Below are 21798 nucleotides of genomic sequence, written 5' to 3'. Positions count from 1 at the left end.
GGACGGGCAGGATGTTACAACGAGCTTATAAAGTCCACCTTTTTACACCGTCATTCGAGAAATGAACAAACTACGCTCAATTTCCGCTAAAACATAGGCCAGTCTCACGCCAATAGCCATATTACAGGTAGGGTTGCCAGCGCTTTACGACACATTTTGCTTTAGCCATAAACGTGGCGACATTCCCGCGACATGCTGAAAAGCACGCGAGAATCCAGAATAACTGTTGTACCCCACTTCATCCGCCACCCAATTGATGGGTTTGTTTTGTAACAGCAAAGACTGAGCCACAGACACGCGCCACTTTTGGACATAATCACCCGGAGTTTCGCCCACCTCGCGCTTGAACGCCTCGATAAATTGAGTTCGAGACATCGCCGCCAATGAAGCCATTTGAGCTATCGAAAAATGTCGAGCAGGCATTAGGTGAATCGCAGTAACGACCGGAGCGAGCCGCGGATGAGCAAGCGCAGAAAATACGCCTTTATCGATTTGCTGTTGTTCAATGAGATGGCGGAAAATCAAAGCCATTAACGCGTCACTCAACTTATCCATTAGATATTGTTGGCCTGATGACTCTTGGTTCGATTCTCGAAACAGCACCTTAATCACCGGCATAAGGTTAGGCGCGTCTTCAAACGGAATCACAATCACGTCTGGAAGCGCAGACAACAACGGATTCATTTGCCCCGAGCGATATTCCACGCTCGCACACACAACTTCTGCACCCTCTCCAACCCCTTCAATCGCATGTGGCGTGCTATTGGGTAAATAGACGATACAAGGCTGGGAGAGCTTCCTGTGTCCTGTATTCGAACTCGATAGAGTCAACTCACCTGCACTCAATACATGAAGGTGCCCTTCTTTGCCTTGTTGCGCGTTAAATGACGATACCCCACACAAGTTTCCAGAATAAAAAACACCGGTGCGTATCGAGAAGTGTTCCATTAATTGTGACAGCAGATCCATGCATCCTCCGAACGATTCGCTTACTTTTTGGTTCTTTTGTCCCTCTATAGACCGGAGCAGTCGGCTAATTTATTTCATACAAGCTAACTAATACTGACAAGGAACTTGATATGTCACATTTTAAATCGACCAGTCAAAAAATCACTCTAATGGGCGCGTTACTAGGCGCGAGCTTTTCTATCATAGCAGCCGACCTTGACATGAGTGTCGACAGTAACGATCTCGCGATTAAAGGCTACGACCCAGTGGCTTACTTCGACAATAAAGGGCCAGTGAAAGGCACACCTGAATTCACAGCTACGTACAAAAACGCCATTTATCAGTTTGTGAGCAGTGAAAACCGAGACCAATTCCGCGAAGACCCACAATCTTATGCGCCTCAATATGGTGGTTACTGCGCCTTTGGGGTGGCGATGGGTAAGAAGTTTGAGACCGATCCTCTAGCTTGGAAAGTAGAAGATGGAAAGCTGTACCTAAACTTAGACAAGTCGGTTCAAAAGCGTTGGTTGGAGAACACACAAGAATTCATCCAAGACGCCAACAGCAACTGGACCACAATCAAAACTGTCGAAGCTTATAAGCTCTAAGTTCTAAGTTCTAAGTTCTAAGTTCTAAGTTCTAAGTTCTAAGTTCTAGCATTCAACGTATATCCATTGCCCACAAATAAAAACGGAAGCGACCGAGCGCTTCCGTTTTCATTGTGGATGTCCAAAAATAGTCAACGCCGAAGCTATTGGCAAGACGTACAAAATCTATTTATATTCTATACTTCTACAAGATAAGCTTTTCTTTTCATGGAAGAATAATGATATTACCTAGGATTTTGGCACTCGGACTCTACACGTTATCAACGAGCATTTATGCTGCCCCGTGGCAGTTCGTAAAAAGTGAAGACGGCATCGTCATCCATAAAAGACCACACAGTGAAGGCTTGGTAGAAATACGAGCCCAAATGCAAACGCCCACCACTTACTCAGGTTTTTTACTATTATTGGAAGACAGTGAGAACGTACCGAATTGGATAAATAATGTGTCGGAAAGTCGTGTGTTGATGCAGATATCTGATGCGGAAAACATCGTCTATACCCAATTCAAAGCGCCATGGCCTGCCCGAGATAGAGACATGGTGACCTACTCCAAATACCGCGTTGAAGATGGGCAGTTTGTATTAGAAATTAAGGATGCCTCCAACTATTTGGCGAAAGAGTCGGGATACATTCGAATCTACGATGTGGATGCACTTTGGACGCTGCAACCGCTCACTAATGGCAACAGTTACATCACCTATACCGCTTATGCGAACGCAGGTGGCATCTTGCCAAATTGGTTAATGAATAAGTTATCGATAGGCAGTGCGCTGAGCACGTTTAAGGGACTGAAAGAACAGTTACCAAAGTACCAAGGCCAACAGCACCCGAACCTGCCAAGCGAGCCTCGCTAGCGATACAGATACCAACAAAGGAAAGAGAAAATCATTAAAATCTTCTTCTTGTTAAGGTCTTCTTGCTAGGTCTCGAGCTAAGATAAGTGCCAAGCCAAACACCTGCAGAAACAAGGCTATGTTCTTGTAGAAAGCCATTTTCTCATCGAGCCTCTGGATCAACTCAACCAAGGTCAGGTTATCCAAATAGTAATCATCGATTCGAGTTCGCTGCGATTCTTGGGCGCTGTTTATCAGCGTCATCAGCTTAGGTAAGTTATCCAAAGAGATCGTCGGCACCTCATCACTTACCCAACGTCTGAGCTGCCCACGTAGAGCTTCATTGAGTACAGTGGCGGGCTGAGGCGCTTCTGTTGACAGTTTATCAAGGTGAATCAGAATCGCTTCACGCTTGCGCTCTAGGGTTTCGATCGTGTTCCAAGCCAACTGTATCGAATACACATTGCCATATTTGCGATCGTTGTATTCCGCTTTCTCAGCTTCAATTTTATCGAGCACCAAGCTCGACATGACAATCGCCATGACGTTGAGTATGAGACCTGCGAGGACAATCGCCCAAGCAGGAGGAAGGCGCAATGCCATAATGCTCCCTAGAACATTTTATCAAAAGGTAGATAAACTAAGTTTAGGACAATCAAAGAGATCATGCAGATAAGCGTTAACACCATGCCCACTTTTCGACCTTTGAAGTTCTTTGCCAAAATGCCTTTTGCATGAATCACTCGCCCTAGAATGAACGCCACACCCAGTACATGAATAAGCCATACATCGGCACCATTCATTTCTAACAATCCCATCAAGATAACCGTGATTGGGATGTAATCCATTGCGTTACTTTGTGCCGAGCGTGCTATCTGCAACGACTCAACACCGCCATCGGCATGAGCAACAAGATTGATTCGCCTCTGCTTAATAACTTCAATCGCTAACCAAATCATTACGACCGTCAGCAAGGCTGCGTAAAGTGCTGTTACCATCATATTTTCCTATTACTTGGAGTTTGTTGGGTGTGTTTCACCTGCCGATTGACGGGTGAGGTCAACATCGAAGGATATTCACGCCCGAACACTTGTAAGAGATCTCTCACATCGAACGTAAGAGATCACAATCAAGCTTCGCAGAAAATTCCTAAAATACAAACCCAAGCCCTTGTTTTGTATGAATCCACGCATATTTCTTTTGGTTAGCGAGGATATTTATTTACCCAGGTGAATTGCGACCAAAGCCCTTAGAGGGTTTAATACACATGTCGACAGGGAGTTGGCAGGAACAGGAAAAAGCCTAACGGATTAGGTATCTTCAGGACGAAGATTTGATGACTTAGGATGAGTTATCAGCAAGGAAGTTATGCTCTAGGATAGAGTCACTTGTCAGGATGATGAGTTAGTAAGGACACCGCTAGGACGGCGATGAATTGGATAGGTTAAAGGATTTAGCCACGTCAAGGAACGATGCAGGGAGCATGCGTTACCTTATTGAAAAATAAGTAACAACGTCAGTAGCAGGATGGCTACGAAAAAGAACAGAACCCGTTTGGTGAAAGCCAAACGGGTTTTCCTTTTTCTAAAGCTTATAAAGATTCAGAAGTCAGGCTACAGAATGATGTTCATCAAGAACATTGCGCCAAATGCGTTCAGTACCGAAATCGCTATCATCACTGGGATGTAACGACCTTCAGTTCCGATTGGCCCCATGATACGGCCCATGTATTGCACCTGAGAACCCATCAGGTAGATAGCTGGTGCCAAAATAGCTATGTGGTTGCCATTCAAGATGCCTTGGTCAAACAACGTGATAACCACACCCACTGCACCACCCATCGACATCCACGCACCAATCAATACCGCTGCCGCTTCACCTGGTAAACCAAACACCGCCATGATTGGAGCAAACACGCTGCCCATCAGATCCAACGCACCCGTAATCTGCAATGCCTTGATAATCACAAACGCCATCAGAACATTTGGCACGGTCGAGGTGGTCGCAATAACCCAGCCTTTCTTAGCACCTTCAACGAAAATATCAGTAACCATAGGTTTCTTTGCTTTAACTTCGCTCATTATGCTACTTCCTCTTCCAGTTTTTGCTCTTTGTCTGATTTTGGTTTGTCTTCTTTGCCTTCAGTAATGTTGAGGTAAATGCGGAATAGGTTTGCACCGACAAACTTGAAGATGAACATCACCGCTACAGCAAGACCAATTGACGAGGTTACCGCCAAAGAGCCATCCATCGCAGTTAGAGTGAACAACACGGCACCCGACGAGAAGAAGTTAACGATCGCGGCACCCGCCGTGAACTGGAACATAGTAAAGACATCGGTTTCACGCTTCGTTAGATGCCCTTCGTCTTTTAGCTGACGCGTCATCGCTGCACCCGCATCGGTACTTTGCAGAGAAGCAATCAAAGCCAAGCCAGAGTTACCCGGAATACCCATCAGAGGGCGAAGTAGAGGAGTAAGCAGTTTGCGAGCCGCATCCAGCGCACCATAGTGCTCAAGTACGTTGATCATACCCAGTGCAAACATCACGGTCGGAATAAGTGTCAAAGCAAAAATGAAACCGTCGCGAGCACCGCTACCGCCTTTACCACGCAAAGAGGTGGTCGCCGCTTGGATGCCATCGGCCGTTTCACTCACATCGTAAGCGACCTTGCCGAATGAACCGTTGAGCGTTGTAAAATCGAACACGCCATACCATTCATTCGACTGCATTAAGCCGGAGAAGAACACAATCGCAAAGGCGAGTGCGATGTAACTGCCAATCGTGACTTTACGATCGGTTTTGGTTGGATTAGTCATAAGGACCTCTATACATCTCGTTTATGTGGAACAGAACACGTATAGATAGTGCAAACTAATGAGCAAAAGGTTAATGACCAAAATCAAATAGCGTATAAGTTTGAATGAAAGAACATCAACAACATATAAAACTGTGATTATGGTTTAGATATAGAAATACATACTGACAAAATCCTCATATTTCAAATACAAAACTAATCATAATCCGCTTCAACAGCGCAACCGAAAACACACAGAATCGACACACAAATCAGGCTTCAAGAGAAAAACCTATCCACAGTCCGATCTCTGATAATTATGTGAGAGATCTCTTACATAGATTTCAGCAATGAAATATATTTTTATTATAATACAAATACTTAAAGCGTGATTTCGCTTCCAAAATGCAACCGTTTGCCTCTCGTTAATTGAGTTTTGAGCCGAGCTAAAGCGATGAGCCATTTTATAAAGGATTTGAGCTTGATTCGAAATTCCAGCCATTAGAGGTGCTATAGACTTCGCGCTGCCAATATAGAAGGAGAACGGTGACTACTATGGAAATGAGAACACTTAAATATCAAGTAATGGGCAAAGGCATGTGGATCACTGCAACGGTATCTCGCGTAGTAGCGGACAAACTTGCGTTGGAATACCAATCCTACGGCTGGCCTGTTGAAGTATGTGCTGCAGAGCAAACAATGACGTTTGAGCTCGATGCTGCATAATATTGGCAATGTCGAATAAGCTCTATCGGCGCCGAGTTCGGTAGGGCTTTTTCACCTAGCCTCTATTTTCCTCTGATCGACAATTTTCACTCCGTTCTGTGCTTTTCGACCCGATCTACGGTTTCCCAATTAATCTACTTTCTCCACCATAATCTGTTGAATTATTAAGATATCTATCACACCCCACATGGTTATTTAGGTCTACGCTTTTACCCGTGTTAATGACTTATTAACTTCGGAGCGTAATCCATGTTAGGTATCCAGCTTTCTGCTGTTCTCTCTTTGTTTTTCTTTTCTACAGTAGCCGGCGCTGCCACATCGCAGTTAGGAGAACCTCTCAAGCTCACCAGCTCCTTTGCTGGCTATCTATCACTGACCATTTTCGTCATTGCCTACATCGTCGTGATGATGGAAGAATACCTTAAGCTCCGAAAGTCCAAGCCTGTGCTGCTCGCTGCAGGTCTCATCTGGATCATCATTGGTTTCACCTACCAAGAACACAACCTTGTTGAAGTGGCTAAGCAAGCCCTCGAACACAACCTATTGGAATACGCCGAACTGCTACTTTTCCTACTCGTGGCCATGACCTACATCAGTGCCATGGAAGAGAGAAGATTGTTCGATGCCCTGCAAGCGTGGATGGTCGGCAAAGGCTTTAACTTCCGTTCACTGTTCTGGTTAACCGGTATTTTGGCGTTCTTTATCTCCCCTATTGCAGACAACCTCACCACGGCTCTTTTGATGTGCGCTGTGGTTCTCAAGGTCGCGGGTTCCAACCCTAAATTCGTCAACCTTGCCTGTGTAAATATCGTGATTGCCGCCAACGCTGGCGGGGCATTCAGCCCATTCGGCGACATCACAACGCTCATGGTGTGGCAGGCAGGTTACGTGAGCTTTACTGAGTTTCTTCCGTTGTTCATTCCTTCGGTGATGAACTATTTGGTACCAGCCTTAATCATGTCGTATTTTGTTCCCACAACTCAGCCCGACACCGTGCATCAACATGTGGAACTCAAGCGTGGCGCAAGACGTATCGTGTTCTTCTTCATCATGACGATTGCGACCGCGGTTGCTTTCCATGCTGTACTCCATTTCCCTCCAGTCATGGGCATGATGATGGGCCTCGCCTATCTGCAATTCTTTGGCTATTTCTTGCGTAAAACTCTGCCGAATTCTTTAGCGAAGAAGAAAGCGGTGGCGATTGCCAATAACGATGAAGGTGCCCTGAAGCGACTCGGCTCGGTGGTGCCATTTGATGTGTTTCGCAGAGTCTCACATGCCGAGTGGGACACATTGCTGTTCTTCTACGGAGTGGTCATGTGTGTCGGTGGTTTGAGCTTGCTTGGGTATTTAGAGCTGGCCTCTGGCGTGATGTACAGCCAATGGGATCCAATTTGGGCCAACATCATGGTTGGGATCTTGTCTGCAATTGTCGATAACATTCCGGTGATGTTTGCTGTGCTATCCATGGAACCACAAATGTCGATTGGTAACTGGTTATTGATTACCTTAACGGCAGGTGTCGGCGGCAGCTTATTATCGATTGGTAGTGCGGCTGGCGTGGCATTAATGGGCGCGGCGCATGGTAAATACACCTTCTTTGGTCACTTGAAGTGGATGCCAGTGATCATGATTGGCTACGCGGTCAGTATCGCCGCTCACCTGTGGTTGAATGGTGCTCTTTTCTAATTAGATGAACCTTTGCTCGGCTTCTCAACTCGTGTCCAGACATTGCTCAATTGCATCGCTGGACACGTATTGCATGTAAGCACTTCACCTTGATGCTGAATTCGCATCACCAAATCTGAATCCGTTCTGCTACTTCCTGAGTTCAGTTCAATGATGATCAAGTCATCGTCGACGCTATAACTGCGCGTAACCGTGTTATCCGTGGTTTGATAGGTCACTTGTCCCGATTCAAAAAGCAGATAGCTGTCATTATCCGCGTTCTCGTACATGCCTTTAAACAAGACAAGCTGTGGGACTTCGAAGGGGCGACTGGTATCGGTTAAACAACCCGTCAGCAATAGCACGCTACTGCAGCCGATGATCAAAGAGTGATGGCTATTCATTTGGGCATCCTTGCCTAGAGAACATGGTTAAAGGATATGCAACCAAATAGGTATTTTCCACAAAGTGACGATTTTATTGCAAAGTCGCATTTTTATTGCGAAGTAACTGTTTTATTGCAAAGTCACGATTTTATCGCAAAGTCACACCAACAGAACTCCCAGCGTTCACTAGCCATTGATACTCACGTCACCAGTCATTCCCTTTGAATAACGGTTTAATCTTCTGCTCTTCCCTCAATAACCAACAAGCGCTGTTTGCGCTCTACACCGCCCGCATACCCTGTTAGTTTGCCATTTTTACCAATAACGCGGTGACACGGCACAATCACTGATACCGGATTTTTACCATTGGCTAAGCCCACTGCACGCACCGCTTTCGGGTTACCAATCGCTTCAGCCAATTGAGCGTAGCTCCATGTTTCTCCATAAGGGATTGTAGTGAGAGCTTGCCAAACCGACTGTTGAAACGGCGTTCCCTTGGCGGCGATCGGTACATCAAACTGAATGGCCTCACCAGCAAAATAACGATTGAGTTGTTCAGTGACCAATTCAAAGATCGGAAAGTTATCGTCTTGATCGCCCAACTGATCTGGCTTCGTGGTATGGATTTCAAACCAAGCGCCAAGCAAGCCTTGCTCATTAGCTTGCAAAGTAATGATGCCTAATGGGCTCTCATAATAAGTAAAACGATTTGCCATGATATCTCCTAGCTTAGGATTAAGATTGATTCCAACAATGGAATGTGGCGTAACTGCCCCACGGCGACACGCTTTGTGCATTAATAGCAGGACGATGCTCGATGAATTTCTTCACAACCAAATCACCGACTAACAAATGGTTAGGTTCGCTCAAGCCCCGAAGCAGCGCATATTGAATCGTCCAAGGGCCAATGCCTTTTAGTTCAATCCACTTAGAAGGATGCTCGGCTCCGTTGTCGACCATGTACTCGGCAAAACGCTTTAGGGTTTCCTTGCGACTTCCCGGCATTCTTAAAAAGCTCACATCTGCCTCAGCGATCTGCTTTGGTGTCGGAAAGTAAGTTTTCTCATCTTCACCAGAAAGCTCTCTAACCAACAGGTTAAGCTGACCAATCGCCGCAGTGACCGACACTTGCTGCCCGAGAATCGCTCTTACTCCGGCTTCCCAAGCACTCCACACCCCAGGAATACGAATGCCACTTTTAGCTACCAAATTAGGGTCGATAGTTGTAAAGAAAGCTTCGACCTTTGCAATGTCGACATCTAGGTCAAACATGCGTCGAATATTCGCAATCAAGCTTCTTAGTTGATTGATATCGTCTAACTCAAACTCAATATCCAAGCGGTTATCTTTAACTAAAGTGGCCTTGAACCAGCCCTTCGAACCGTTCACATTCACCGAGCGCTGATAATAGTGCTCACCGACCTCTTCTATGCCTTCAATCATTCTTCGTCGGTAGAAAGCCAACAGGTGTTTCCAATCTAGCGGGCCATGAAAACCAAGCTGAATGTGATTACTCAAGTTGTTACTTGGCTTAGAGCGTCGGATTTGACTTGGCGAAAGCTTCAGCTCTTTTAGGAAGGCATCATTGAAGCGGCGCGTGCTATTAAAACCACTCGCAAAGCCGACATCGGTAATGCTCATGCTACTGGTGTGCAGCAACTGCTTAGCAAACATCAATTGGCTATAAAGTCTATATTGCTTAGGTGACACCCCGATGTAATTGTCGAACAAGGTGCGTAAGTAACGGTCGGAAATACCTAAACGGGTCGCAAGATCGACGATTGAGCCCGTATTCAATGCGCCGTTGTCAATCAACTGCAAGGCGCGCAAGAAAGTAGTTTCAACGCCCTTCCATGCCGGAGAGAAAGGCGCACTGTCTGGTCGACAACGCAAACAAGGACGATAACCTGCCTTTAGTGCCTGAGCTTGATGAGAAAAGTACTCAACGTTCTCTTCTTTTGGTGGACTCGCAGGGCAAATAGGACGACAGAAGATCCCGGTCGTTTTCACCGCAGTAAAAAACATCCCATCAAAGCGAGCATCTCGCGCATATCGAGCTAAATGGCACTGCTCACTCGTTAAGGTACTGTTGTGATGGATATTTTTCGACATGATGTGTTCTTCCCATTTGCCATAATTTTGGCTCCGATAACTAAAAGTTTACCGTGAACGACCAGAGTCGCTAGCCACTTTCGGAAGCGAAGGTTATATAAATCACAAAAAAGGGTTTTAATTTTATTCAATTCGACTAAATTTAACCTAGAGAAGGCATTCTTCTCACAACGTCAACGATAGGTACTTAGCACGCCAAAGATGCAGAGACCTATCGAATATAAAAAGGAAAAGGCTATGGTTCTTCACACGTGTCGTATTGTTTTATCAAACCAACAGGTTCTCACCAGTCAATCAGTCGAACAGTCTCTAAGCTTTCTTGAAGGCAAAGCAGATAACGGGATTTCTAAAATTGAGATTGACGCAACGGATGGCCACACAATCCATTCGTACATGTCACACTCTCTCGAAGAGTCTATTGAGAATCTAATGAACCTATAAGTGTTAACACTATAGAGCCTTTAAATAGGGCTAGGTATACCAGGCTTAAACGATTTTATTGGAATTAGAAACGATCTCTAATTCAGAAAAGAAGTACATCTCTGGTTTAAAACAAAAATGGCACCTAACTAGTTAGGTGCCATTTTTTTATCTAGTCAACAGAGCATGCATATTGCTGGCTGCGCGTGCTATTACTCTGGCGTCTGCTCAGCGGCTTGTTGCAACGTATAAGCGGTCGATGGGTCAATCTCGTTAACCAATTTCTCAACCTGCATGATCGCATCCACCGAGGTACTGCTTTTTCGGTAGCTTAGGTAAATTGGGCGATACCAGTCTTCCACCCCTTTCACCTTATGTAGCTGGCCCGAATCGATAAAAGGTTCGACTAGAGAGACTGGCAAATACGCACTGCCACCTTTCTCTAAAATGAAATCGAGGGCAATACGAGCGGTTGAAGTACGTAGGTATGGCGCTGGTACTTTAGGGTGACGTTCTGCATGTTCAGAACCAAAGCGCGTACCCCAATCAACATAAACGTATTTATGTTGGAACACAGATTCCAAGTCATCTTGCTGAGTTGATACCAACACCAACACCAGATCAGCGACTTTTTTACAGTTCAGCTCTTCTGCTTTGATCTGATCGAAAGCGAAAGCCATGTCTAAGGTTCGCTCTAGCAAATTACGATTCAGTTGCTCACGCCCCATCACCTCTGCCATGAAGCCGTAACCACCAAAAGAGTCGGTAACTACGCTCAAACAGTTTTGCAAATACGCATCCCAAATATTAGGTGTGCCGCCGAGTGTTAACTGTAAGGCTTTTCCACTCTCTAACGACAGCTCAAATTTGGCTTGTTGTAAGGTGGACACCATCACTTCAGCATAACCAATCAAACGCTCACCAGAAGATGTGAGCTTGATGTTATTGCGGTCACGAATGAAGAGTTGAGTATCAAAATAGCCTTCAAGCTGTTTGATTCGCGCACTCACCGCCGCTTGCGTTAAATACAAGTTTTCAGCTGCACGCCCAAAATGGCGCACCCTTGCAACCTCAAGAAAGGTTCTAAATACTTTCACATCCATCAAATACATCTCTGTAATAAATCTGCTAACTAGCCGATCTAGGATTGTTTATCGTAAAGGCAAAAACGTTTTGTTTCCTATTTTAGCCTTTTAACAATATTTTCGCGTGAGCAATAAACACTAATTTCTATCTAACCACATTACTGAGGCTGATATGTCTGAGACCGAATTCCGTCACGGAAAAAAACGTTTTTATGACACAATTAAATTCCCACGAGGGTTCGCTAAGTCGGGTGATTTTACTCTGTCAGAAGAGGAAATCCTAACCTTGTTTGGTGACACTATGCTTGCACTTGAGACTGGTGAATTAACACCAACCAATGCAGAAGAAAAGCACTTCATCAAAGTGTTATCTCACCCTCACAAGGCAAAGTCCAAGTTAGAGCGTGTTTGGTTGAAGTACATTCAACTGGCTCGTGGACGCCGTCGCTTTCATACCCTAAACGGCTGCAAACGCGGCGAAGTGCCTAGGGAAGAATACGAAAGTGAGTTAGTGTTAGAAGATTAGTAAAATCGCTCAAGGTGATACCTCATCACTTTGGGCTTTTTTTTGCCTTCAAGGTTTACACTTCAAGCTCGCTTTTTCTTCGTAATAGGTAAGTTTAGCTAACCTGTTCGGTTTTACCAATATTTATAGATAATTCATAGCGATAGCGTGAATCAACATCTATCCCTAGCCATTCAAGTGGGTATCTAACCCAGCTAAATTCTTCTAACCTCGTTTAACAACTTCCTTTTATCACGATAGCGGCACATTGCCATCATTATTTTTCACGCCTCAACTATACTCTCAAAGCCCGTGAGCACGCTGAAGCTCTTTAATGCGCCAAAGCTTGTCAATCTACAGAAACGCACAGACCCTTTCAGGCACTGAATCAAATCAACATTCCTGTATATGACAAGCGTATTAATCTTGTTTAACGCTACCAAATATCCATACAATTATTGTGCAATTTTGAGAGTTCTAGTCACAGATACGACGAAAAAAGCAAAAACTTGACCTAAAACAATAGCGGAACTCGATAACTTATTTTATAATGCGAATTAATGTTTCAGAACACTATAAAATTTAATTTCTAGGGGCAAAATCAATGAGACTTATTCCATTAAGCAACAAAGCTAAAGTAGGTAAATGGGCTGCTCGTCACATCGCAGATTCTATCAACAAGTTCGCTCCAACTGCTGAGCGCCCATTTGTACTAGGTCTTCCTACTGGTAGCACACCTCTAACTACTTACGCTGAGCTAATTGAACTTTACAAAGCTGGCGAAGTTAGCTTCAAGCACGTTGTAACATTCAACATGGATGAGTACGTTGGTATCGACCCGAACCACCCAGAGTCTTACCGCACATTCATGCACGAGAACTTCTTCAACCACGTTGATATCCAAGCAGAAAACATCAACCTGCTAGACGGTCAAGCTGAAGACATCGATGCTCACTGTGCAGCATACGAAGAGAAAATCCGTTCTTACGGAAAAATCAACCTATTCATGGGCGGCGTAGGCATCGACGGTCACATCGCATTCAACGAACCAGGTTCTTCTCTATCTTCACGCACTCGTATCAAAACGTTGACTGAAGACACTCGTATCGCGAACTCTCGTTTCTTCGATGGCGACATCAACCAAGTTCCTAAATACGCACTAACTATCGGTGTTGCTACTCTTCTAGACGCTGAAGAAGTAATGATCCTTTCTCTAGGCCACAACAAAGCGCAAGCGCTTCAAATGGCTATCGAAGGTTCTGTAAACCACATGTGGACTGTTACAGCTCTACAGATGCACCGTAAAGCTATTATCGTTGCTGATGAGCCAGCTCAACAAGAGCTTAAAGTTAAGACTCTACGCTACTTCCAAGAGCTAGAAGCTGAAAACATCCAAGACCTATAATCTAAGGTTTTGTTGAATCAAAAAAGCCACTGTGTGTGGCTTTTTTTGTACCTGAAATTCACGATCGTAAACCGAGTAACCAAAAGATGATGATCAAGGAATAGAGTTAATAGGTGTAGGAAGTGATAACTAAGTAGGTTGGAGAAAAGGCAAAGATAAATACTGAGGCGAATACAAAAAAGCGACTCCTCTAACAAGAGAAATCGCAATAACTGTAAATTCTAGGATGAGTAAAACAAGTTATAGAGAACTGAATTGCAAAGAAAATGCTCAATAACGAAAACTAAGAACTCAAAGCGTTATCGCGGCATAAGGTGTTGATGATGTCTGTGATAGCCAAAACGATCGTCGACTTCACTTTCTGATGGTGTCTGCCCAAGAACATTTGAAGCATAGGGCCAGACATGGTTTCCACCATCTCTGCATCATATTCGATAGGCATAATACGCTGAATAGCGTGTACCTTGTTAAGCTCAAAAATAACGTCAACTTCCGTGAAGCTGGTGTCTTCACCTTGTATTTTCGCCCACTCTTTCAAGGTTACGAAAACCTCTAAATCGTCATAAAGCTCTTTGCTGATCACACCAAGCCCTAATAGAAGCTTACCGCGAACCATGATCTCGCCTAAAGGCCCACCACTGTTGAGTAGTGGCTCGACAACGAATTTAATCGCCGTGTCGTCTTTCTTGAAAATGTTTTTTAAAACCGCATCCACCGTGTCATCCAATGCATCATAAGCTGCCATTAGGCAGGCGCCAGCGCTCTCAGCTTCTGATAGGGCTTCGAGTAATTCAGTTTCGTGGCTAGGATGTATTGGCATAACGGCTCGGTAATAAGAAAGTGCCACAGGTGTGGCACTTTGATGATTTATCATTTCAATGCTAGATAAGCTTGTTCCGCTAGTTTAACAACTTCTGAGTCACTATTCAGCTCAGAATAATGCGCTAATGTCTCAGCAAAACCTTTTTCTGCGAACATTGCCTGAAGTTCAACCGCTTGTGGGTCATCTTCATTCTTGTAATGGAACGCAGCTGCGATCGCTTTTACTAGGTGTGCATTAGGAAGGCCGTATTCTAGCGTACCGTTCAATGGCTTGACTAGACGATCTTGTGGGCTCAGCTTACGAATAGGCTGACGGCCAACACGGTCCACTTCATCACGTAGGAACGGGTTCGCAAAACGACCAAGAATTTTCTGGATGTATGCCGCGTGCGCTTCAGGATCGAAGCCGTAACGCTTGATCAGAACTGCACCGCTCTCTTCCATCGTTGCTGTTACTTCAGCGCGGATTTTGTCGTCTTCGATAGAATCTTTGATTGTCTCGTGACCCGCAAGCACACCAAGGTATGCCGTTACCAAGTGACCTGTGTTTAGCGTGAACAGTTTGCGCTCAACGAAAGCCATTAGGTTATCCGTGCATTCCATACCTGGGATGTTTGGAATCTCACCTTTAAATTGTGTTTGGTCTACGATCCACTCGCTGAACGTTTCAACCGTTACCGCTAGAGGGTCTGTTTCGCCTGCTTCTGCCGGTGGAACGATACGGTCAACCGCTGAATCAACAAAACCAATGTGCTGTTCAGTGAAGGCTTTCATTTCATCAGAAAGGTGCTCTAGAACCGCTGCTTTTAATTGGCTAGTACCGCGAACCATGTTCTCTGCCGCGATGATGTTCATTGGTGCAGTGTTGTTTGCTGCTGCACGCTTTTCAATGCCTTGAGCGATAGACTTAGAGATGATTTTAAGAACAGTAGGACCCACAGCGGTCGTCACAATGTCAGACTCAGCAATGCAATCTACCACTGCGCTTGTTGCCGAGTTTACTGCTGTCACGTTCTTAACTACTTCAACAACACACTCTTCGCCAACAATCTTAACTGGGTATTCTTGGCGTTCAATTAACGCATTTACAACCGTTTCATTTACGTCAGCAAACGTAACCTTCATACCAGCGTCAGAAAGAAGCTTACCAATGAAACCACGACCGATATTACCTGCACCAAAATGTAACGCTTTCATAATTTTGACCTTATAAATATTTGAATCTAGATAGCTAACTGCTCAACAACATGCCTTGACGATGTGCCCTAGGCATTAAGCAGTAAGCTATTCAGACTGAATCTTCTTAGAGAGATTAAGACCGAAAATGAGGCCAGTAGGGGGATACCGGCCTCCTTCACTCAGGAGCTTGACTAGAGCTTTTTAGTTTCCGTTGAGAATACGTAGAACATCAGCAGGGTTTGTTGTGTTCTGTAGGCATTCCACAGCTTCTTCATCATCAAGTGAATTGGTAATAGCCATCAGCACCATGTTGTGCTCATCGCCTTGTGCGGCAATACCGATAACCATCTTAGCGATATCATCTTCATCTTCGCCCCACTGAATACCTTCAGGGTACTGACAGAAAACAATGCCGGTTTTTTGTACGTATTGTTTCGCTTCGATTGTGCCGTGTGGTACTGCGATAGACTCACCTAGGTAGGTAGACACAAGCTCTTCACGAGCAAACATACCAGCTACGTACTCAGGTGATACGTTGCCAAGTTTTACCAGTTGGTCGCCAGCGAACTTGATTGCGTCTTCTTTTTGAGTCGCTTTTAAGCCAAGGAAGATGCTGTCGTCAGTCAGTGCAAGTTTGTTGCCTTCTTGTGCTGGAGCCGCTGCAGGAGCCGGAGCTTCTACTTTTGCTTCACCACTTTGAGCGTCGGTAAGCTCAGCAACTAGCTGGTCGTATACACCACCATCTAAGAAGTTGTTCAGAGACATGTGCATTGCACCTGGTACGGTTTTGCGTGCACGGTCTGTTAAGTCTTTATGCGTAATAACGATTTGCGAATCAGCAGGTAGGTTGTTGATTGCGTAGTTGGTTACCTCGATGTCTAGACCTGCTGCTGCTACCTTTTTGCGAAGTAGACCAGCACCCATTGCACTCGAACCCATACCCGCATCACACGCTACATAGACTGCTTTTACATCCGCTAGGTTTACGTTTGCTTCTGCTGCTGCACCTTTAGAAGACGCTTTCATGTCTTTCATTTGAGCAGAGGCTTTTTCTAGTGAATCTTCGTCGTCACCTTGAGCTGAAGTCTTAAGTAGAATTGAAGCTACGATGAAAGACACAGCCGTTGCAGCAATAACAGAAAGAATCACACCGATGTAAGAGCCTTTAGGTGTCATCAACAATACTGCGAAGATAGAACCTGGAGATGCTGGAGAGATAAGGCCAGAATCGAACACTACGTTAGTGAATACACCCGCCATACCACCTGCGATTACAGCAAGGATTAGACGTGGGTTCATTAGAACGTAAGGGAAGTAAATTTCGTGGATACCACCTAGGAAGTGGATGATAGAAGCACCAGCAGCAGATTGCTTCGCGCTACCTTTACCAAACACCATGTAAGCAAGTAGAAGACCAAAACCAGGACCTGGGTTCGCTTCGATTAGGAAGAAGATTGAACGACCAATTTCTTCAGATTGCTGGATACCTAGTGGAGAGAAGATACCGTGGTTGATTGCGTTGTTTAGGAATAAGATTTTCGCAGGTTCAACAAAGATAGATGCAAGAGGTAGTGCACCTGCTTCAACCATCACGTTAACGCCAGCCGCTAAACCAGAAGACAGAACTTTAACTGCAGGACCAATCACGATGAACGCGATGATTGCGCAGATCATACCGATGATACCAGCAGAGAAGTTGTTCACTAGCATTTCGAAACCACTCTTCACTTTACCGTGAACAGCTTCATCGAATTTCTTAATTGCGATACCACCTAGTGGACCTACAATCATTGCACCCATGAACATTGGGATATCAGTACCAACGATAACACCCATTGTTGTGATAGCGCCGACTACCGCACCGCGGTCACCACCAACCATTTTACCACCGGTGTAACCGATCAATAGTGGTAGAAGGTATGTAATCATAGGACCAACCATTGATGCTAACGTTTCGTTAGGCCACCAACCTGTTGGGATGAATAGTGCAGTAATGAAACCCCACGCAATGAATGCGCCGATGTTTGGCATTACCATATTAGATAAGAAACGACCAAAGTTTTGAACCTTGATCTTAGCTTCTGGTGATAACATAGGTAGAACCCCGTAGTGTATTGGTTGGTCAAATGACCGAAAGTGTGTGCTCAAAAGTTGATTAAAATGTATCACAACATTCCCAAAATGCACCCCAGCCCAACTTTCGTGATAAACATCACACACAAAAAACACTTTGGGGTTAACAGTAACGCCTTAGATCACAAAAATGTCATGAATTTAAATTACAAAGTAAAATTAGTGAGAATAATTCCCATTAACACACGATCAAGATCACACTTTCACTCGCGACCATAAAAAATAAATAGTGATCAAAATCACACATAATAAAAGTTCACTCCATAAAACTATAAACCACGTATAAAAGAACGCCATACAAAGTGTGAAATATACGCACACTCTTGAGTATGAATTGGCATTGTGTAATTTAATTACAAAACCAATGAGATATAGATCACACTCGAAATTATCCTATCGCATCTTCTCGATTACACTATCGGCTTGTGCATCATGCGCACCTTCACCACACTATTTCAGCAAAAGCTGAGCACAACGCACTGCTGTCAGCGACAAGAGATGTGTTATTGTATTTACCTATTCATATTCACCACCGCCTCAACCTGAATCCGCAGATCGCTCTGCTTTGAGAAAAGACTATGTCAGACAAAATTTCCACATCAGCACTCGCGAAACAGAAAGGCGTAGAAGCCAAAGCGCTATTTGGTGATCTAAAAACCGCTGGCTATATTGTGCGTTCACAAGAGCGTTGGGTACTGACAGAGCGAGGGGAAAGTTTTGGTGGGGAGTATGTGGAGCACAAAAAGTTTGGTGTCTTTATCGTATGGCCAGAAAAACTGCTTATCGACTTAGAGTCATTCTCTGGCAAAACATTAACCGCGACGCAACTTGGTCACGCCTTTGAGCTCAGCGCCAAGAAGATCAACTTATTGCTCAATGAACTTGGGTGGATAAAGAAAGAAGAAGATGGCTGGCACGTCACCTCCACAGGCTTAAAAGCCGGAGGTGAACAAAGAGAAGACAAAGCGACTGAGAATTTATTTGTGGTGTGGCACGACTCGTTAGTCCGCAATAAACGATTAAAGCAATCTGTTGTCGAGTTCTTAGGCCACGATGCAGAAAGCCACTCGACCGATGTGTCGTTTTCTAGCTTCCGTCAGAAATTTGAGGCGAAACACCGAACCTTAGATGGGCACTATGTTCGTTCAAAGGGAGAGCTGATCATCGATAACTGGCTTTATATGGCAGGAGTAGTGCATGCGTATGAGCGTCCACTACCAATATCAAAAGAAGTGATCAGTGATTTTTATCTGCCAAACGGCAAGGTATACATCCAGTTCTGGGGAACCGACTCTGCCCCAATAGCAGAAGAAAAACGCGTTGAAACGAGAGAAACATACGCAGAACACGGCTTCAGCTTAATTGAGATCACCCCTGAAGACATCCCAAACCTAGACAGCGTACTTCCACCATTATTGCGTCAATATGGCATCAAGGCGTACTAAGCGACTGATCTTAGCGCTCCATAACACATCAAGATCACATTTAATTACTAATTATGGACATTATTTACCATAGTGATTTGATATGTTCGCTATTTTTCCCCAACCCATCTTCTATTATCTTACACCCATCGACTTGAGCTACCGCAGATACTCGATTTAATTGGGGCATGTTCGATAACTATTTAGACGTTCAATCTATTGAGAGCCGTCTAAATGCGTTATCTGTTTATTGTTGACGTTACCGAACATAACACCCTACAACATTTATTATTGATAGATATTAGGATTCAACATGACTCATCCAATCATTACTGATCTAAACACTCGTTACACAGCTAAAAAATACGATGCAGAAAAACGCATCTCTGCGGAAGACATGGAAGTAATCAAAGAAGCACTTCGTTTGTCTGCTTCTTCAATTAACTCTCAGCCTTGGAAATTCATCATCATTGAGAGCGACGCAGCTAAACAGCGCTTCCACAACACTTTCGAGAACATGTTCCAGTTTAACCAACCACATGCGAAAGAAGCGTCACACACGATCCTATTTGCTCATGATCCTAAGTACACTAAAGAGAAATTCGCTAAGCGTGCTGATACAGAAGTAAGCTCTGGTCACCTACCAGCTGAAATGTACGAGCAATTCCTAGGTGCTTACGCATTCGCAGAAATGAACACAGACGAAACAGGTTTCAACGGTAACTGGACTAAGTCTCAAGTTTACATCGCACTAGGTAACACACTGCACACACTAGCTCGCCTAGGCATCGCTTCAACTCCTATGGAAGGCGTAGACGCTGCTATGATCGGCGAAGAGTTTGCTGAAGAACTAGAAGGTCACGTTGTTGATGTAGCACTAGCTATCGGCTACCACAAAGACGGCGAAGACTACAACCACGGTAAACCAAAAGCGCGTCTAGCTCTTGATGAAGTGGTTACTACGTTATAACAGCTACTACGCTGTAATCGCTAAAACAAATCGCACTGCTTTATTTGGCCAGACTCTCGTCTGGCCTTTTTTATTCATGCTATATAACTGCTGCTACACGCTTAAAACACACCAGTCAAAAAGACACAGCGGAATCATATTGATTACAAAAATACACGAGTCATAAAGACACAATAAAGCGTTCAAAAAGCAAACAAACCCCTCCAAAACAACCATTTAAAAACATGGCACAACTAGTGCAATGATGACCTTAGATATTTAAATAAGGTATTATCATTATGACTATTCACGTTAAATCAAATGTTCATTGGGTTGGTATTCACGACTGGGAAACCGAGCACTTCCACGGCAAGGAATACCACATGAACAAAGGTACCAGTTATAACTCGTACCTGATCCGTGAAGAGAAAACGGTGCTTGTCGATACCGTTGATCATCGCTTTACTGAGCAATTCCTTGCAAACCTTGAGATGGAAATCGACATCAATGACATCGACTACATCATTTGTCAGCACGCTGAAGAAGACCACGCAGGTGCCCTTTCAGCGCTGTTAGCTAAGATCCCAAATACGCCTGTCTACTGCACTGAAGCAGGTGTTAACTCGATTGTTGGCCATCACCATCAACCAGACTGGAACTTCAGAACCGTTAAAACTGGCGACACGCTCGATGTGGGTAACGGCAAACAACTTATCTTTGTTGAGATGAAAATGCTGCACTGGCCAGATTCAATGGCGACCTACCTAACTGGTGATGAAATCCTGTTTAGTAATGACGCCTTCGGCCAACACTACTGTGACGAGAACCTATTCAACGACCAACTAGACCAAGTTGAACTGCACGAGCAGTGTCTACGTTACTTCTCGAATATCCTGACGCCATTTGCACCTCTAGTGAAAGCCAAAATCGAAGAGGTGTTGAGCTTGGGTGTGCCTATCGATGTTATCGCCACTTCTCACGGATGTATTTGGCGCGACAACGCCACCCAAATCGTTGAGCAATACTACGAGTGGTCAAAAGCCTACAAAGAAGATCGCATCACGATTGTTTACGACACCATGTCGAACAACACTCGTATGATGGCCGATGCTATCGCCAAAGGGATCCGCAAAGGCAGCCCAGAAACGGCGATCAAGGTGTTCAACATTTCCAAGCACGACAAGAATGACATCCTTGCCAATATCTTCCGCTCAAAGGGCGTACTCGTTGGTTCATCAACCATGAACAACGTGATGATGCCTCAGATCGCAGCTTTGCTTGAAGAGATACACGGCCTGCGCTTTGCAGAAAAAAGAGCCGCAGCCTTCGGGTCTTCAGGTTGGACTGGTGGCGCAGTAAAACGCATCGATGTTCGCCTACGTGAAGCCAATTTCGAAGTCAGCGCACCACAACACATCCATTGGAAACCAGACACAGATGCCCTTCGCCAATGCATCGATTACGGCATGACACTGGCTGAGGTTTGGCGCGCTGATGAAACTGAGGTTAGCCAACCTAAGCAAGTGGAGCGCAACGTTCAACGCATTGAATCAGCACCGACAAGCACCCCAACAGAGCTAAAAGGCGCGACAGAGCAGAAAACAGAAGAAGCACAAGATAAGCCTGTCCACAGCGCAGATTGTACGTGCTGGCGTTGCACCGTGTGTGAGTGGGTGTACGACCCACAATTAGGCGAACCGTACCAAGGCGTTGAACCGGGAACACCATGGGCACAAGTACCTGATGATTTCCTTTGTCCAGAGTGCCATTTAGGCAAAGAAGTGTTTGTGGAGAAGTAA

22 protein-coding genes are annotated in these 21798 nt (G+C 44.8%); 10 read left to right on the top strand and 12 right to left on the bottom strand.

The annotated features are described in order from the left end of the window. Positions 1-144 precede the first annotated feature (144 nt). A complete protein-coding gene (locus L1D37_RS12695; RefSeq protein ID WP_239848108.1) occupies positions 145-969 on the bottom strand; it encodes an AraC family transcriptional regulator in 825 nt (274 codons plus the stop codon). Between the two features lie 110 nt (positions 970-1079). Between L1D37_RS12695 and L1D37_RS12690 the strand changes: the two genes are divergently transcribed. Continuing rightward, the gene (locus tag L1D37_RS12690) at positions 1080-1556 is read left to right on the top strand and encodes a YHS domain-containing (seleno)protein (RefSeq protein ID WP_239848107.1); all 477 of its coding nucleotides are present in this window, start codon (positions 1080-1082) and stop codon (positions 1554-1556) included. Positions 1557-1774: 218 nt separating this feature from the next. Beyond that, positions 1775-2410: an START domain-containing protein gene (locus L1D37_RS12685; protein WP_239848106.1), complete on the top strand. Its 636-nt coding sequence runs from the start codon at positions 1775-1777 to the stop codon at positions 2408-2410. 51 nt (positions 2411-2461) lie between these two features. Here the strand turns inward: L1D37_RS12685 and L1D37_RS12680 are convergent, their stop codons facing one another. From L1D37_RS12680 to L1D37_RS12665, 4 genes are all read right to left on the bottom strand, one after another. After that, a complete protein-coding gene (locus L1D37_RS12680; RefSeq protein ID WP_176678999.1) occupies positions 2462-2992 on the bottom strand; it encodes a DNA mismatch repair protein in 531 nt (176 codons plus the stop codon). Positions 2993-3000: 8 nt separating this feature from the next. Next, positions 3001-3387, bottom strand: a complete 387-nt coding sequence (locus L1D37_RS12675; protein WP_176679000.1) for an MAPEG family protein — start codon at positions 3385-3387, stop codon at positions 3001-3003. Between the two features lie 615 nt (positions 3388-4002). Further along, complete coding sequence (locus L1D37_RS12670; protein ID WP_004737023.1) at positions 4003-4470, bottom strand: YjiG family protein; 468 nt, start codon at positions 4468-4470, stop codon at positions 4003-4005. Further along, positions 4470-5207 (bottom strand): nucleoside recognition domain-containing protein, encoded by a 738-nt coding sequence (locus L1D37_RS12665; RefSeq protein WP_048610036.1) that lies wholly within the window; start codon positions 5205-5207, stop codon positions 4470-4472. The genes L1D37_RS12670 and L1D37_RS12665 overlap by 1 nt, the downstream gene beginning before the upstream one ends. Before the next feature lie 533 nt (positions 5208-5740). Here L1D37_RS12665 and L1D37_RS12660 point away from each other — a divergent pair. Next, the gene (locus L1D37_RS12660) at positions 5741-5911 is read left to right on the top strand and encodes a hypothetical protein (RefSeq protein WP_176679001.1); all 171 of its coding nucleotides are present in this window, start codon (positions 5741-5743) and stop codon (positions 5909-5911) included. A gap of 249 nt (positions 5912-6160) precedes the next feature. Further along, positions 6161-7600, top strand: a complete 1440-nt coding sequence (nhaD, locus tag L1D37_RS12655; protein WP_210473463.1) for a sodium:proton antiporter NhaD — start codon at positions 6161-6163, stop codon at positions 7598-7600. Here the strand turns inward: nhaD and L1D37_RS12650 are convergent. From L1D37_RS12650 to L1D37_RS12640, 3 genes are all read right to left on the bottom strand, one after another. Beyond that, the gene (locus tag L1D37_RS12650) at positions 7597-7983 is read right to left on the bottom strand and encodes a hypothetical protein (RefSeq protein WP_239848105.1); all 387 of its coding nucleotides are present in this window, start codon (positions 7981-7983) and stop codon (positions 7597-7599) included. The genes nhaD and L1D37_RS12650 overlap by 4 nt on opposite strands. A gap of 215 nt (positions 7984-8198) precedes the next feature. Further along, positions 8199-8681, bottom strand: coding sequence for a methylated-DNA--[protein]-cysteine S-methyltransferase (locus tag L1D37_RS12645; RefSeq protein WP_239848104.1), 483 nt, complete (start codon positions 8679-8681; stop codon positions 8199-8201). Positions 8682-8700: 19 nt separating this feature from the next. Continuing rightward, the gene (locus tag L1D37_RS12640; RefSeq protein WP_239848103.1) at positions 8701-10077 is read right to left on the bottom strand and encodes an AlkA N-terminal domain-containing protein; all 1377 of its coding nucleotides are present in this window, start codon (positions 10075-10077) and stop codon (positions 8701-8703) included. A 237-nt stretch (positions 10078-10314) separates the two neighbouring features. Here L1D37_RS12640 and L1D37_RS12635 point away from each other — a divergent pair, with 237 nt between their 5' ends. Next, positions 10315-10518 (top strand): hypothetical protein, encoded by a 204-nt coding sequence (locus L1D37_RS12635; protein WP_017630337.1) that lies wholly within the window; start codon positions 10315-10317, stop codon positions 10516-10518. A gap of 191 nt (positions 10519-10709) precedes the next feature. On the opposite strand, the gene L1D37_RS12630 is transcribed toward L1D37_RS12635, so the two are convergent. Continuing rightward, positions 10710-11600 (bottom strand): LysR family transcriptional regulator, encoded by an 891-nt coding sequence (locus tag L1D37_RS12630; protein WP_017630336.1) that lies wholly within the window; start codon positions 11598-11600, stop codon positions 10710-10712. 154 nt (positions 11601-11754) lie between these two features. Between L1D37_RS12630 and L1D37_RS12625 the strand changes: the two genes are divergently transcribed. Both L1D37_RS12625 and nagB read left to right on the top strand, forming a co-directional pair. Then, positions 11755-12108 carry a DUF413 domain-containing protein gene (locus tag L1D37_RS12625; protein ID WP_010432477.1) on the top strand — a complete coding sequence of 118 codons (354 nt, stop codon included), beginning with the start codon at positions 11755-11757 and terminating at the stop codon, positions 12106-12108. A 583-nt stretch (positions 12109-12691) separates the two neighbouring features. Beyond that, positions 12692-13492 (top strand): glucosamine-6-phosphate deaminase, encoded by an 801-nt coding sequence (nagB, locus tag L1D37_RS12620; RefSeq protein WP_017630335.1) that lies wholly within the window; start codon positions 12692-12694, stop codon positions 13490-13492. A 283-nt stretch (positions 13493-13775) separates the two neighbouring features. Here the strand turns inward: nagB and L1D37_RS12615 are convergent, their stop codons facing one another. The 3 genes from L1D37_RS12615 to L1D37_RS12605 all read right to left on the bottom strand — a co-directional run bounded on the left by L1D37_RS12615 (position 13776) and on the right by L1D37_RS12605 (position 17587). Continuing rightward, positions 13776-14312 carry an MltR family transcriptional regulator gene (locus tag L1D37_RS12615; RefSeq protein WP_206598100.1) on the bottom strand — a complete coding sequence of 179 codons (537 nt, stop codon included), beginning with the start codon at positions 14310-14312 and terminating at the stop codon, positions 13776-13778. 50 nt (positions 14313-14362) lie between these two features. Continuing rightward, positions 14363-15511: a mannitol-1-phosphate 5-dehydrogenase gene (locus tag L1D37_RS12610; RefSeq protein ID WP_060469071.1), complete on the bottom strand. Its 1149-nt coding sequence runs from the start codon at positions 15509-15511 to the stop codon at positions 14363-14365. Between the two features lie 183 nt (positions 15512-15694). Beyond that, positions 15695-17587 (bottom strand): PTS mannitol transporter subunit IICBA, encoded by a 1893-nt coding sequence (locus L1D37_RS12605; RefSeq protein WP_132969294.1) that lies wholly within the window; start codon positions 17585-17587, stop codon positions 15695-15697. 617 nt (positions 17588-18204) lie between these two features. On the opposite strand from L1D37_RS12605, the gene L1D37_RS12600 reads away from it, so the two are divergent. The 3 genes from L1D37_RS12600 to norV all read left to right on the top strand — a co-directional run bounded on the left by L1D37_RS12600 (position 18205) and on the right by norV (position 21798). Then, the gene (locus tag L1D37_RS12600; protein ID WP_239848102.1) at positions 18205-19071 is read left to right on the top strand and encodes a glycerol kinase; all 867 of its coding nucleotides are present in this window, start codon (positions 18205-18207) and stop codon (positions 19069-19071) included. Positions 19072-19363: 292 nt separating this feature from the next. Then, positions 19364-20020, top strand: coding sequence for an NAD(P)H-dependent oxidoreductase (locus tag L1D37_RS12595; RefSeq protein ID WP_161685409.1), 657 nt, complete (start codon positions 19364-19366; stop codon positions 20018-20020). A 278-nt stretch (positions 20021-20298) separates the two neighbouring features. Next, positions 20299-21798: an anaerobic nitric oxide reductase flavorubredoxin gene (norV, locus tag L1D37_RS12590; protein WP_239848101.1), complete on the top strand. Its 1500-nt coding sequence runs from the start codon at positions 20299-20301 to the stop codon at positions 21796-21798.

It is taken from the genome of Vibrio sp. Isolate33 (genome assembly GCF_022397895.1).
GTDB lineage: Bacteria > Pseudomonadota > Gammaproteobacteria > Enterobacterales > Vibrionaceae > Vibrio > Vibrio pomeroyi.
Note: the sequence above shows the minus strand (reverse complement) of the source record. Positions and strands in the feature narration are given on the sequence as shown.